The organism is Arthrobacter sp. Dra40 (assembly GCF_059091905.1).
The window spans coordinates 26,859-40,257 of the sequence record NZ_JBNHHB010000013.1; the positions used below are offsets into that span (position 1 = coordinate 26,859).

Annotated in this window: 9 protein-coding genes and 1 tRNA gene; 4 read left to right on the forward strand and 6 right to left on the reverse strand. The window is 66.4% G+C overall.

From position 1 onward, the window contains the following. The first annotated feature begins 113 nt into the window (after positions 1-113). Positions 114-458, forward strand: a complete 345-nt coding sequence (locus AC5RWT_RS08835) for a hypothetical protein (RefSeq protein ID WP_494045549.1) — start codon at positions 114-116, stop codon at positions 456-458. Between the two features lie 145 nt (positions 459-603). On the opposite strand, the gene AC5RWT_RS08840 is transcribed toward AC5RWT_RS08835, so the two are convergent. The 3 genes from AC5RWT_RS08840 to AC5RWT_RS08850 all read right to left on the reverse strand — a co-directional run bounded on the left by AC5RWT_RS08840 (position 604) and on the right by AC5RWT_RS08850 (position 5,048). After that, a tRNA-Met gene (locus AC5RWT_RS08840) sits at positions 604-677 on the reverse strand. A gap of 45 nt (positions 678-722) precedes the next feature. Then, positions 723-3,719: a UPF0182 family membrane protein gene (locus AC5RWT_RS08845; protein WP_494045548.1), complete on the reverse strand. Its 2,997-nt coding sequence runs from the start codon at positions 3,717-3,719 to the stop codon at positions 723-725. Between the two features lie 195 nt (positions 3,720-3,914). Beyond that, a complete protein-coding gene (locus AC5RWT_RS08850; RefSeq protein ID WP_494079953.1) occupies positions 3,915-5,048 on the reverse strand; it encodes a YlbL family protein in 1,134 nt (377 codons plus the stop codon). A 277-nt stretch (positions 5,049-5,325) separates the two neighbouring features. On the opposite strand from AC5RWT_RS08850, the gene AC5RWT_RS08855 reads away from it, so the two are divergent. Further along, on the forward strand, positions 5,326-6,759 hold the full coding sequence (locus tag AC5RWT_RS08855) for a zinc-dependent metalloprotease (protein ID WP_494079954.1): 1,434 nt from the start codon (positions 5,326-5,328) through the stop codon (positions 6,757-6,759). Here the strand turns inward: AC5RWT_RS08855 and AC5RWT_RS08860 are convergent. Beyond that, positions 6,756-7,421: a M48 metallopeptidase family protein gene (locus tag AC5RWT_RS08860; RefSeq protein WP_494045545.1), complete on the reverse strand. Its 666-nt coding sequence runs from the start codon at positions 7,419-7,421 to the stop codon at positions 6,756-6,758. The genes AC5RWT_RS08855 and AC5RWT_RS08860 overlap by 4 nt on opposite strands. A gap of 151 nt (positions 7,422-7,572) precedes the next feature. Between AC5RWT_RS08860 and AC5RWT_RS08865 the strand changes: the two genes are divergently transcribed. After that, a complete protein-coding gene (locus AC5RWT_RS08865; RefSeq protein WP_494079955.1) occupies positions 7,573-8,646 on the forward strand; it encodes a TOMM precursor leader peptide-binding protein in 1,074 nt (357 codons plus the stop codon). A gap of 40 nt (positions 8,647-8,686) precedes the next feature. Here AC5RWT_RS08865 and AC5RWT_RS08870 read toward each other — a convergent pair whose 3' ends face one another. Together AC5RWT_RS08870 and nudC are read right to left on the reverse strand one after the other, a co-directional pair. Next, on the reverse strand, positions 8,687-10,816 hold the full coding sequence (locus AC5RWT_RS08870; protein WP_494079956.1) for an ATP-dependent DNA helicase UvrD2: 2,130 nt from the start codon (positions 10,814-10,816) through the stop codon (positions 8,687-8,689). Beyond that, on the reverse strand, positions 10,813-11,760 hold the full coding sequence (nudC, locus tag AC5RWT_RS08875) for an NAD(+) diphosphatase (RefSeq protein WP_494079957.1): 948 nt from the start codon (positions 11,758-11,760) through the stop codon (positions 10,813-10,815). Before nudC ends, AC5RWT_RS08870 begins: the two co-directional genes overlap by 4 nt. A gap of 162 nt (positions 11,761-11,922) precedes the next feature. Between nudC and AC5RWT_RS08880 the strand changes: the two genes are divergently transcribed. Then, the gene (locus tag AC5RWT_RS08880; protein ID WP_494079958.1) at positions 11,923-13,365 is read left to right on the forward strand and encodes a macrolide 2'-phosphotransferase; all 1,443 of its coding nucleotides are present in this window, start codon (positions 11,923-11,925) and stop codon (positions 13,363-13,365) included. Positions 13,366-13,399: the final 34 nt, after the last annotated feature.

Sequence of the window (13,399 nt, forward strand, 5' to 3'; positions counted from 1 at the left end):
GCCGCTGCTGCTGACGCAGATCCTGCTGCACCTGCTCACCGAAGAACTCGGCTGGCGCGGCTTCGCGCTACCGCGCCTGCGGGCCCGCTTCGGTCCCCCTGAAGGCGAGCTTGATGCTCGGCTCCATTTGGGCGGCGTGGCACATTCCGCTGTTCCTGCTCATGGGCAGTCGGCAGAGCTACCCCTTCGTGGGATTCGTCATCCTAGCCGTCTCCATCACCGTCATCATGACGTGGATCTTCGACCACACCCGCGGGAGCGTGCTCATCGCCGCCCTCTTCCATGCAGCCATGAACACATGGTGGGCGGCAACCAACGCGCTCTGGGGCGCGGAATCCCTGTTCTGGATCCTCGTGGCGGCCACCGCGGCCACCGCTGGCGTGGTTGCTGCCCTGCAGCGCAAGGGCCTCCGGACGGCTCCCGCGCCCCAACCGGCCGAGGCAGCAGCTGCCCGGTGACGGACAAACCTCGTCTCCACACATGGCTGATTCTGCCGCCCGGTAGGTAGCGAAGACCTCCGCAGCAGTGCCGCGGTTTCGGTGGCTGACCGAATCCCACAAACGCAAAGGTCCCGGAAACCTTAAGTTTCCGGGACCTATTTCGTTGCGGGGAGAGGATTTGAACCTCTGACCTCTGGGTTATGAGCCCAGCGAGCTACCGAACTGCTCCACCCCGCGGCGCAGTGAAAACATTACCGGCCGCGGGATGGTGAAGCAAATCGGTCATTTACTCTCGGTTGGCTGCGGCGAAGGCTGCTCAGTTGCCCCGCCGCCGCCCGGGGTGGCTCCGGAGATGGCGTCTTCGGCGGCGATCGCATCCTCGAGCGCCTTCTGCAAACGCTTCTGGGCTTCGCCGTAGGCTGCGAAGTCACCCTTGGCCAACGCTGCTTGTCCGTCCTGGATTGCAGTGCGGGCCGTTTGCAACGCAGTCTGGAGTTTCTCCTCGGAGGTGGTCGTCGTCGGAGCTTCCGGCGTCGCGGGTGTCTCACCGACGTTGCCTTGGTCGCCGGTGGTGGCACCCGAATCGCCTTGGAAGACCTGGTCCAGTGCTTCGGACAGCGTCGGGGCAAAGCCCACTGATTCGCCGAAGCTCACCAGCACGCGCCGCAGGATCGGGTAGGAGGAAGCGCCCGAGGACTGGACGTAGACCGGCTGCACGTACAACACGCCGCCGCCAACCGGAAGGCTCAGCAGGTTGCCGTTGATGACTTCGGACGCACCCTGACGCAGCAGGTTCAGCGCCTGCGACACTTCGGTGTCCGAGTTGAACAGGTTCTGTGCCTGGCCGGGGCCCGGCACAGTGATGTCCCGCGGCATTTCGAGTAGCCGCATGGTGCCGTAGTCTTCCGACTTCACTCCGTCTTTGCCAGTGCCGGCATCGGCGTTGACGGACAGGAATCCATACAGCACGTTGCGGGCCGGCTGGCCCGGCGGCGTGAACGGAATGAACGGGGTGGTCAAGGAGAACGAGGCCTTCTCTTGCTTGGGCATTTTCAGCGACAGGTAATACGGCGGCTGCTTCACGGACGATCCCTCACCCAGCGTCGGGTCCGCGGGAACGCTCCACGCGTCGGAGTTCTCGTAGAACTGGCCGACATCGGTCACGTGGTAGCGGGACAGCAGTTCACGCTGCACCTTGAAAAGGTCCTCCGGGTAGCGTACGTGGGCCATCAGGTCCGCCGACATTTCGCTGTACGGCTTGATCGTCGTCGGGAAGACCTTCTCCCAGGCCTTGAGCAGTGGGTCGTGGTCGTCCCAAGCGTACAAGTCCACTGACCCATCGTAGGCGTCGACAGTTGCCTTGACGGAGTTGCGGATGTAGTTAACGTCCTCGGCCGGCAAGGCGACCGTGGCGCCTTCCCTCGTGGTCGAATCAGTCGTTGCTGATTCCAACTGCTGCGGCGTCGAGTACGGGAAGGCCTTACTGGTGGTGTACGCGTCGACGATCCATTTCACCCTGCCGTCCACGATCGCGGGATAGGCGTTGCCGTCCACCGTCAGGTAGGGGGCCACCTTCTCGACACGTTCGCGGGGATTGCGGTCGTAGAGGATCTGAGACTCGGAGTTGACGGCGTCGGAAACCATCAGGTCGGTGGACTGGAACTTCAGGGCGTAAACCAAGCGGTTGAACCAGTTGCCGATGCTCGGACCGCCATCGCCGTCGAAAGTATTCCGGGTGTCAGTTTCGGCGTTGGCGCTCTGCGGCCTGTCGATCTCGATCGGGTTGCTGCCCTCGGGCGCGCCCACGATCGAATAGTCCGGCGACTTTTCGCCGAAATAGATCCTCGGCTCATAGTTCGAGTCATTAGCCAGAACACCTTGGGTCGGGATGCCGGAGAGCAGGAAGGAGGGTTTCCCGTCGGGTTCGACCCTGGAACCGGCTGCGGCCACCACCCCGTAGCCATGCGTGTAGAGCAGGTGTTCGTTGACCCAGCCGGTCGGCACACCCGCGGTATTCAGCTCACGGACGGCAATGACGGTGTCCTGCACCTCGCCGTCGATGTTGTAGCGGTCCACGTTGAGGGTTTTATCGAACTGGTAGTACTGGCGGAACTGTTCCAACTGGGCAAACGCGTCGGAGACGAGGTTCGGATCCAACAGGCGAATGTTCGCCGTGGTCTCCGCATCCTTCCGAAGCGCACCGGCTTCAGCCTCCAAGGTTGCCGGGTAGTTGGTGGACTCGATCTTATCCAGCCCATAGGCCAACTGAGTCAACGCGATATTCCGTTGGATGTAATCGGCTTCGACCTTCTGCTCGTTCGGCTCCACCTGGAAACGCTGGACGATCCACGGGTAGACGCCACCTGCCAGAATCGCCGTCACGATGAGCATCGCCGTGCCGACGATCGGTAGGCGCCAGCGCCCGACGAACGCAGAGACGATGAATAGGATGGCCACCAGCACGGCGGCGACGGCCAGGATGGCCTTGGTCGGAATCACCGCATGGACATCCGTGTACAGCGCCCCGGTCCATTTCCCGGCGTCGGACTGGACAGTGGAATAGCGGTCCAGCCAGTAGTTGACGCCCTGCAGGATCAGGAAGAGCGCGGCGAAAACTGCCACGTGGATCTTGGCCGCCGTGGACGCGAAAAATCCTTTGTCCTCCAGGCGGATGCCGCCGTAGAGGTAGTGGGTCAGCAGCCCGGCAATGCCGGCGATCAGCACGACGCTGACCAAGTAGCCGTTGATGAAACCCAGGAACGGCAGCGTATTCATGTAGAAGCTGTAGTCCAAGCCGAACTGCGGATCGACCTGGCCAAACTGCTGCTGGTTGAAGAACAGCAGCACCGTTTGCCACGCCGACGCTGCGGCAGTGCCGGCGAAAGCGGCGAGAACCACCGGGATGCCGATCATCAGCAACCGGCGGACCGGTTCCAGCTGCTGCTGGTAACGGTTCAGATTGTCCTGCAGCGAGCTGTCCGGCGCGTACACGGGGCGTGAACGGTAGGCGATCCGCAGGCTGAAGTAGACGGCAAGGCCCATGATCAGGGACGCGATCAGGAAGATGGCAATCCGGGTGCCGTTTTCTTTGAGGAAGACTTCCAGATAGCCCAACTGGTTGTACCAGAGGATGTCTGCGTAAATCTGCGAGAAGAAGACGAAGCCGACTACCAGGACCGCCACCACAATCAGGGTGGGCACCAGTGCGGAACGCTTCTTGCCAGGACTGCTGGGCGGTGTTGGCCGGTCGCCGTAGGACCGGTCTTGTCCGAACGTCACTCGTTACCTCGTTGTTTGCGTGTTTAGCATCGCGGGCAGACCCGCCGCTGTCGGGGATACTCCCCCTAGGTTCCACGAACGGACGGCTCGGAGGGTTCCTGCCCCATTCTGCCTTGTCAGCACCGGCCCGGGCGACTGCTGCGGCCGTCAGGACGTTACTGTTGCCCGAATGTGACCGCCGGCAGCTGAAACGAATCAGCTGCAGCCGGGCAGGGAGGAGGCGCCCCCGCCCTCGCCGATCAGTGTTACGGCGTGGACGGCGTCGTCCAAGGTGGCCACCGAGACCACTTGCAGACCGTCCGGCACATGGCCGGCAACCTCGGCGCAGTTGGCCTCGGGCGCGAGGAAAACGGTAGCTCCGGCTTCTGCTGCACCGACCAGTTTCTGCCGGATGCCGCCAATCGGTCCGACCGTGCCGTCGGCGTCGATGGTGCCGGTCCCGGCAAAGTGCTTGCCGCCGGTCATTTCGCCTTCGGTTAGGGTGTCGATGATGCCCAGCGCAAACATCATGCCCGCGCTGGGGCCGCCCACGTTGTCCAGTTGGATTTTCACTGTGAACGGGAAGTCGAATTCGGTTCCCAGCAGGACGCCCAATTGGTAGACGCCGTCGCCGTTTTCCTTTGGAGCGACGTCAACGGTTTCCTGGTGGCCGTCGCGCGTAATGCCCAGTTCCACCGGGGCACCTTCACTGGAATTGAGTTCTTCACGCAGCACGTCGATGCCGGTGACCGGCCGGCCATTGACCGTCCGGATGGTGTCCCGCGACTCGAGCTTCCCGGCTGCCGCGGCGTCCGGGGTGAAGTCGGCTACCGACAGGGTCTGCGAGTACTTCACATCCAGCTGTGTTAGAGCCGCCGCGACCGAGGACTCCTGCGACGTCGCCATCAAAGCAGCGTTCTGCTGTTGGATGTCGTCCTGCGTCACGTCTGGCGGATATACCAGGTCGGTGGGCGCGACGCTTCGCTGCGGATCCAGCCAGGCAGCCAGGACTTGGAGCATGTTGACGTGCGAACTCGGTCCGCCCTCCACGTATACCGTCGTGAGGTCCAGGGCGCCGGACGTCTTATAGGTCTGACGGTCCGGAACCTCGATCAGCGGCGTTCCGGAGACTTCGCCAATGGTGTTGATTGCCGGACCGGGGGTTTCAATGACGTATCCCGCCGGCAGCGCCAGTCCTACCGCGCCGGTCACAACCGCGACGGCCGCAGCGGCCGCCATGACCGGCCCCCTGCGGTCCCGCGGACGCTGCGCATCCGGCTGGGAGCCGGCACCCTCGCCGCCCCAGCCGTCCATGCCGTGCTCAGTGCCGTTGTTGGTGGACTGTGTCACCTGATGGATTCCTTCTCGCAGCTCTCCGGGTTGTACGCAGACGGCACGGCCGCCTGACGGCGCGCACGGCGCCTGCTCTAGCGTACGCCGTCGGCCTGGCATCAGCGGTCCCGGCCCCGCTTGGCCTAGAGCGAACTGCACACCCTCCGGCGCGACAAGGAATCCCAGCTGCCGGTAACGTTGGAGTGACGCAACATCCCGGGCACAGTCCCCCGCTGCCTCCCCGGCAGCCGCTGCGGCTTTGCTCGCTCCAACCCCTCGAGGACCGGTGGTAGTGATGACCCCCAAGCAGCCAGATGACGACGCGCAGGATCCGCTGTCGGAGATGTTCGCCAGGCTCTTCGGCGGTCAGGCAGGGGACGTGGATCCCGCTGCCATGGCCAAGGCCGCAGGACTGCCCTCCGACCCCAATGCCCTGGCCCAGATGTTCCAGCAGGTCCAAGCCATGATGAACGCGCCGTCGGAAGGGCCCGTTAACTGGAAACTGGCCCATGAAAGTGCCCGTAAGGTTGCGGCCTCGGACAGCGACCCGTCGGTATCCTCGCAGCAGACCCGTGCGGTTGACGAAGCGCTGCACTTGGCCGAGATGTGGCTGGATCCCGTCACAACAATTCCCGGCACAGGAGTCATTGGCCGTGCCTGGTCCCGAGCCGAATGGGTCGAAGTAACGTTGCCCACCTGGAAGCGGCTGACGGAGCCGGTCGCCAACAGCATTGCGTTTGCGCTGACCTCCGCGCTCACCGACCAGGTACCGGAAGAGATGAAGCAGATGCTTGGCGGGGCGCATTCCATGCTGCAGAATCTGGGCGGTGCGATGTTCGGCATGCAATTGGGCCAGGCGGTCGGGGCCCTGGCCAAGGACGTGGTCAGTTCCAGCGACATCGGCGTTCCGCTGGTGGAGGGAAAGATGGCCCTGCTGCCGGCCAACGTCAAGTCCTTCGGTGAAGGCCTGGACATCCCTGCGCAGGATGTCCTGCTCTTCCTGGCCATCCGCGAGGCGGCCCACACCCGATTGTTCACGCACGTGCCGTGGCTGTCCGGCTATCTGCTGGGGGCCATCGAAAGCTACGCGCGCGGTATCCACATCGACATGGGCCGGATCGAGGAAGTCGCCCGCAACATCGATCCCAGCAACCCTGAATCCATGCAGCAGGCACTCTCGCAGGGCGTTTTCATGCCGCAGCGCACCCCGGAGCAGGATACAGCGCTGATCAAGCTGGAAACAGCTCTCGCGTTGGTCGAGGGCTGGGTGGATGAACTCACCGCCAGCGCGGCGGCCAACCTGCCGTCCGCCCCCGCCCTGCGCGAAACGGTCCGGAGGCGCCGCGCCACCGGCGGTCCCTCTGAACACGCGTTCGCGGCCTTGGTCGGCCTGGAACTGCGGCCTCGCCGGTTGCGTGATGCTGCAGCACTGTGGGCGGCGCTGAAGGAGGAACGCGGGATCGAGGGGCGCGACGACGTCTGGAACCACCCCGACCTGCTGCCCACCCCGGAGGACCTGGACGATCCGGCCGGCTTCAGCGCCCGCCGGAAACTGCTGGACGCCTCGGAGGCCGAAGTCGATGAGGCGCTGCAGAAACTTCTGAGCGGCGGATTCGACGAGCAGCCGGGCGATGATAGTTCCCCGGAACAGGACGAAGCGCCCGACGGGAACGACAACGGTTCGGCAGAGGGCGGCCCCGACAACTCCGGAAACGGAGACCGCAGCTAGCCATCGCGTTCGTCAGTGCCGTCCACCACGTCGTCATCGTCCTGGAGGCCGCGGCCCATGGCAAAGGCTGCGCCTGAGAGGAAGGCCTTGGCCCGTTCCAGCTGCGGGTAGGGCTGCAGCAGTCGCCAGAAGCGCGGCCCGTGCCCTGCCTCCAGCAGATGCGCGAGCTCGTGCAGGATCACATAGTCCACCACCCACGTGGGCATCTCTTTGATTTTGTCCGAGATGCGGATGGTGCCCCGGGCCGGTGTCGCCGATCCCCAGCGGTCGTTCTGGTTGGACACCCAACGGATGCTTTCCGGCACGGCGTCGCCGGCCAAGTACCGCTCCGAAAGCTCCGCCGCGCGGCGGGCCAGCTCGGTGTCGTTGGTTGCAGTACGGCCTGCCGGAGGTGCACTGCGGGTCTCGAGCTTCGCCAGCATCCGCCGCACCCATTCCTGTTCCTGCTCCTGCGTAAAGTGGCCGGGAATGGAGATCACGGCAGCCCCGTCGCGCCACGCGGCCGAGACCGTCCGGCGACGGCGCGCGGAGCGTTTGACCACCACAGGGGCACCGCTTGATGTGGTCAACGGCACGCGTTCCCCGGTGCCGGCCACCAGCGGCACCGGCCGCGAGGGTTCCGCTGATCTGCGGGTTTTCTGCGTCTGTTCTGCTCGGGACATGCGTTGAGGTTACCGGCTGGTTCGGGCCGCCCGCATCCGCCCATGGCCCCTGCCCCGTTTTCTGTGGATAACCATCGGGCAGAGGTTACCGCCGTGCCAGCATGGACTATCAGCTCGCTCCCGGTCACGGGCAATAAGCAAGGAGGAGGCCATGGCACAGTTGAAACTCAACCCCGGCCTGCGCATGGTCGAATTCGCAACGGGCAGCGTGCAGTTCGGTCTGGGGGCCGGCGGACTGGTGCTCGAAGGAACCGGGGAATCGGACCGGCAGTTCCTGCGCCGCCTGCGTCAGGGTTTCGAATCCGCCGACCTCGACGCCGTGCGCGCCGGCTGCGGCTTGGGGGCGGACCGGGCCGCTTTGCTGCTGGCGGCGCTGGCGCCGGTGCTGGTGACGGATGCCGGCGGGGAACGCTTGTCCGGATTGCGCGCAGACAGACTGGCCCCGGACGCGCGCCACTGGTCCGCGGTCTACTCGGCCGACAGTGAAGGATCACTGGCCGCGCGGAGCCGCTGCGTGGTGCAAGTCATCGGGCTGGGACGCACCGGTGCCGCGTTGGCCACGGCCCTGACGGCCGCCGGCGTCGGCACCCTCCTGCTGGAGGATCCGGCCGTGGTGGGCCCGGCGGATGTAGGATCTGGCGCCTTCCGGATCACCGACATCGGCCTCACACGCGGACAGGCCGTCCGGCGCGCGGCCCGCCAGATCGACCCAACGGTCGCCTGCCACCTCTTGCCGGGCACGACCGCGGAACAAGGGGCCGCAGGCATCTTTCCACGCGCGCTCAACCTGGCCATCTACCTCGACCGCGACGTGGCAGACCCCCGGGTTGCAGCGGCGCTGATGAGCCGGGGCCATCCGCACCTGAGCGTCCTGATGCGTGAACACGACACCTTGATCGGGCCGCTGGTGGTCCCCGGTCAAACGAGCTGCCTCGGTTGTGTGGAACTGCACCGGGCGGATGCCGATCCGACGTGGCCCGAACTCGTTGCCCGGCTGACCAGCACGCATGGCAGGGCCTCCGCCCGGGGCCAGGCCGACGAGGTGTCGCAGTCGGTAGCGGCCGCCGGTTTGGCGGCCATCCAAGCTCTGCTGTTCCTGGACGGACGGAACCAACCGGCCAGTTTTTCCGCCGTGCTCAAGCTCGAGAGCGGCGACGGCACCCTGACCCGGCACGAATATCCGCCGCACCCGGACTGCGGTTGCATGCTGGCCGCGGCGTCCTGACACCGGCCCGCGCTAGGAGACCACGAGAGACCGCGACTGCTCAGTTCGCGGCCAGGATCCGCAGGACGTCCTCGCCGTATCGCTCCAGTTTGGCGGGTCCCACGCCGGCCAGCTTGGACAACTCGGGCAGCGACTGCGGCCTGGCCTCGGCGATCGCCACCAACGTGGCGTCGGTGAAGATCACGAAGGCCGGCATCGACGCGTTGCTGGCGGTGTCCTTACGCCACTCGCGCAGCGCCTCGAACGTCGACTCCTCGTAGGTGGGAGGACAGTTGTGGCACCGGCCGACCTTGCGCTCCGCACCGCTGCCCAGCAGGGTTCCGCACACCCGGCAAACCGCCGGTGCGGCTTGCTTGCGGCGTGCGGGGCGCTGGCCGGATATGCTCCGCACCGAGGATGATGAGGCCGGCCGCAGCCCGTCCAGGAATCGGGAAGGCTTGCGGTTGGCGCGCCCGCCCGGAGTCCGTGCCAGCGACCAGGAGAGCCCCAGATGCTGGCGGGCACGGGTGATGCCCACATAAAGCAGGCGGCGTTCTTCGTCCACGGCCTCGTCCGTGTCGGCGAAGGAGATCGGCATCAGTCCCTCGCTCAAGCCGACCAGGAAGACCGCGTCCCATTCCAGGCCCTTGGCCGAGTGCAGAGATGCGAGGGTGACGCCTTGGACGGTGGGAGCGTGCTGCGCGGCGGCGCGTTCGTCCAGCTCCGCGACGAAGTCCAGCATGGTGAACACACCGCCTGCTGCCGCACCGCGGACGGCGTCCAACTCCTCGGCCAGCCCCACCAGCGCGGCCAGCGATTCCCAGCGTTCGCGCACCGCGCCGCCGGCCTGCGGCGCTTCCCGGGTGTAGCCAAGATTCGCCAGCACGTCGCGGACCAGTTGCGGCACCGGCTCCGTCCCCGCAGCGCGCGACGAGGCGCGCAACTGCAGGATCGCGTCGCGGACCTCCCGTCGCTGGAAGAACCGCTCGCCGCCGCGCAGTTGGTAGCCGATACCGGCACTGGCCAGCGCCTGTTCGTAAGCCTGCGACTGACCATTGGTCCGGAAAAGCACGGCAATCTGGGCGGCAGCCACGCCGTCGTCGATCAACCCGCGGATCCGGGTGGCCACCTGCGCCGCTTCCGCCTCGTCGTCGGCGCATTCGGTAAAAGTCGGCTCGGGTCCTGCCGGGCGCTGGGCGATCAGTTCCAGCGGCGTCGGCCAGCTGTCCCCGCCGCGCGACGACTGCCGGGTGCGCGCGGCCAGCAGCGAGTTGGCCAGCTGCACCACCTGAGGCGAAGAACGGTAGTCCCGCACCAGCTTCACCACATCGGCTCCGGGGAAGCGTTTGGTGAACTCCAGCAGATGGCGTGAGGTCGCGCCGGTGAAGGAGTAGATGGTCTGGCTGGCGTCTCCGACCACGCACAGTTCGTCGCGGTCCCCCAGCCAAAGGTCAAGCATCCGCTGCTGCAGCGGCGAGACGTCCTGGTACTCATCCACCACGAAGTGCCGGTACTGGTCCCGCACGGCGGCGGCGACCTTCGCGTCTTCCTGCAGAATCCCGACCGTGATCAACAGGACATCCTCGAAGTCGATGATGTTCCGGTCCGTCTTGACGTCCTCGTACGCCTGGTACAGCCGCGCCACCGTGGTTTGGTCGTAGCCTGCCGGCGCTGCACGCCCGACCGCCCGGCGGACGTAGCTCTCAGGCGTGAGCATGGAGACCTTGGCCCACTCGATCTCGGCGGCCAGGTCACGGATGGCAGCCCTATCGGTGGTCAGCCGCAGGCGCCGGGCCGCTTCGGCGATGACGCTGGCCTTGTGGTCCAGCAAACCGGGCAGCGGGCCGCCGACCGCCTGCGGCCAGAAAAACTGCAACTGCCGCAGCGCCGCGGCATGGAACGTGCGGGCCTGCACCCCGCCGACGCCCAGGTCGCGGAGCCGAGTCCGCATCTCGGCGGCCGCCCGTGCGGTGAAAGTCACGGCCAACACGCGCTGCGGCTGGTACACCCCGGTGTGCACGCCGTAGGCAATCCGGTGGGTAATCGCCCGCGTCTTGCCGGTGCCCGCTCCCGCAAGGACGCACAGCGGGCCGGCCAGGCTGGTGGCCACCTGGCGCTGTTCATCGTCCAGCCCGGACAGGATCTGCTCTTCGAGGCTGTCCTCCGGGCGGGACGCGGCCGGTGCGCTCATTGCCCAGCCTGCGGCAGTTCGCCGCCGTACCAGTGCTCGATCAGCGCCCGCGCAATGGAAATGCCGCTGGCAACCTGGACCTCGTCGGCCTCCAGTGCTGCGGCCAACTCGCCGCGGCTGAACCAGCGCGTTTCTAAGATCTCCACACCGTCCGGTACCGAAACCGCGTCGGTTGCCACGGCGGTGAAGCCAATCATCAACGACGCCGGGAACGGCCAGGGCTGGGAGCCAAGGTACGTGGGTGAATGCACCACGACGCCGGACTCCTCCTCGATCTCCCGCACCACTGCTGCCTCCAGCGACTCCCCGGGTTCGACGAATCCGGCCAAGGTTGAATACCGGCTGGCCGGCCACGCACTGTTCCGGCCCAACAGCAGTCGGTCGTCCTCGTCGATCACCGAGACGATGATCGCTGGGTCGGTGCGCGGGAAATGTTGGCTGTCGTCGGCCGGGCACCTGCGCACCCAGCCGCCTTGCTCGATTTCCGTGCGCTCCCCGCAGCGCGGACAATGCGTGTGCGTCAGGTGCCAATTGGAAATCGCCGCGGCTTCCACGAACAGTCCGACGTCCTGGGCCGAGAGCTCCGCTGCCACATCGCGCAGGCTCAGCCACTCGCCGTCGTACTCCGCCAATTCGGTGCCTTCAGGCAGCACGGACAGCACAATGTCCGTGCCGACCGGCAGATCCGCCCCTTCCACCGCCCGTCCAAGGTAGACGGAGAGGTCGGTGGCGGCCCGTTCGCGGCTCGGGATCAGCACGATCTTGCCGCCGCGGACCAGCGTTTTGCCGTCAGCGATCAGCATCACGTAGGTGGTGTCGCCGCCCCAGATGCCGTCCAGCAGGCCCGGATGGCTGCGCCGTTCGCAGCCGCGGTCCATGGTGGTGCGCGCCAGCATCAACTGGCCCAGCGGCGGGAACCCGGCGGAAGCGGTGCTAAGACTCATGCATCTACCGTACTCACCGCGGGGCCCCGACCGTTATTCGGACCGTTGCAGCTGTGGAATGCACGACGGCGGTGCCTCCCGGTGCGGTCTGCGTCACCGTTCCGGCGACTCGCCGCGGCCGTGGACAGGCTGCCGGTACCGGATGCACGTACGGTGGACTACGTGAGAAAGACACCTCTGGAGCTGGCAGCGATAGCCAGCGCGGCCGTACCCGGGTTGACGCCCACGGGCGTTGCCGGCTTGCCAGACGATGCAGCGGATTTCCAGTCCGCCGTGCTGACCGATGCGGCTGGCAAGCGGTGGCGGGTGCGTTCGCCGAAACATGCCGAGGCCAGTATGCGGCTGGAGACGGAACTGCTGGTGCTCCGGGCTTTCTCCCCTGCCATCCGGGCAGAGCTGCCCTTCCAGGTGCCCACTGTCGCGGGAACCGTCCAGCAGTCTGAGCTGCGCACGTTCGTCTACAACCACGTACCGGGCAGCATTTTCGCACTGGAGGCGCTGGTCGCCTCCGCTGCCTCCGTGCCGGTGTCCATCGGACGGGCAACTGCAGGCATCCACGATCTGCCGCCGGCCATGGTCGATGCCGCCGACCTGCCCAGTTACACCGCCGACCAGTTCCGCCAGCGCAAGCTCAACGAGCTAGACCAGGCGGCCACCACCGGCAAGATTCCGCCTGCATTGCTGCGCCGCTGGGAGCATGCCCTGGAGGACGTGGCTTTGTGGAAGTTCAACCCGTGCGTGGTGCACGGGGACCTGCACGAAGACAACCTGCTGGTCCATGACGGCAGCGTCGGCTCGGTCACCGGTTGGACCGATCTACGCATCGGCGACCCGGCCGATGACTTCGCCTGGCTGGTGGCCGTGCACGAACAGTCGTTTGCCGATGTGGTGCTCGAGTCCTACCGGAAGTACCGCAAGGATCCGGTGGACCCGCACCTGATGCGCCGGGCTGCGCTGGCCGCCGAATTCGCCTTGGCGCAATGGCTGGTCCGTGGACTGGCGGCGGACGATCAGACCATGGTGGATGAAGCCGTGGAAATGCTGAACGAGCTCGAATCGGACGTGGCCGAGCACGGCGGCCAGCCCATCAGTGTCACCGCTCCCCCGCCGCCTGCCGTTCCCCCGACCATTCCCGCGGCGGCGTCCGTTCCCGCGGCGGCGCCGGGCGCTTCGGAGCCGGAGACCGGCGATGTGATCGGCGGCGCAGCCGGTGCCACGGCCGATGCCACGGTCGAAAAGGCGCAGGACGGCGTAACCGATACAGCCAGGGACTCCGGTGCCGCAGATGACGTCGAATCCGCAGCGGAGGGCCAGCGCCCTACCAACACGGACTCTCCCCGCGTGCATCTCTCCAGCGGTTCCGGTCCTCGGAAGGTCACCCTGCTCCCGGTTGAGGATCGGGCAGCCGATTCCGCTGCGTCGGCAGCCCTCACCGATGGGCCGGCCAGCCAGACGCCAGCTACCCCGGAAGACAGCCGCGCAGAGAACAGCCGTCCGGAAAACAGCGCTCCGGACCGGGCAGACTCCACAGACGCAGAAGACGCGCCGGGAAGCGGCCCTTTGTCAGTGGATACCACCGCATTGCCGGTGATCAAGCAGCAGTAACCGCCGCCGCTGGCGCGGCCGCCAGGATGCGCTC

Coding starts and splice junctions, on each gene's coding strand:
- AC5RWT_RS08870 (WP_494079956.1), bottom strand. CDS start 10,816: ATGAGCGCACCGGCCGCGTCCCGCCCGGAGGACAGCCTCGAAGAGCAG.
- AC5RWT_RS08855 (WP_494079954.1), top strand. CDS start 5,326: ATGACCCCCAAGCAGCCAGATGACGACGCGCAGGATCCGCTGTCGGAG.
- nudC (WP_494079957.1), bottom strand. CDS start 11,760: ATGAGTCTTAGCACCGCTTCCGCCGGGTTCCCGCCGCTGGGCCAGTTG.
- AC5RWT_RS08860 (WP_494045545.1), bottom strand. CDS start 7,421: ATGTCCCGAGCAGAACAGACGCAGAAAACCCGCAGATCAGCGGAACCC.
- AC5RWT_RS08835 (WP_494045549.1), top strand. CDS start 114: ATGCTCGGCTCCATTTGGGCGGCGTGGCACATTCCGCTGTTCCTGCTC.
- AC5RWT_RS08865 (WP_494079955.1), top strand. CDS start 7,573: ATGGCACAGTTGAAACTCAACCCCGGCCTGCGCATGGTCGAATTCGCA.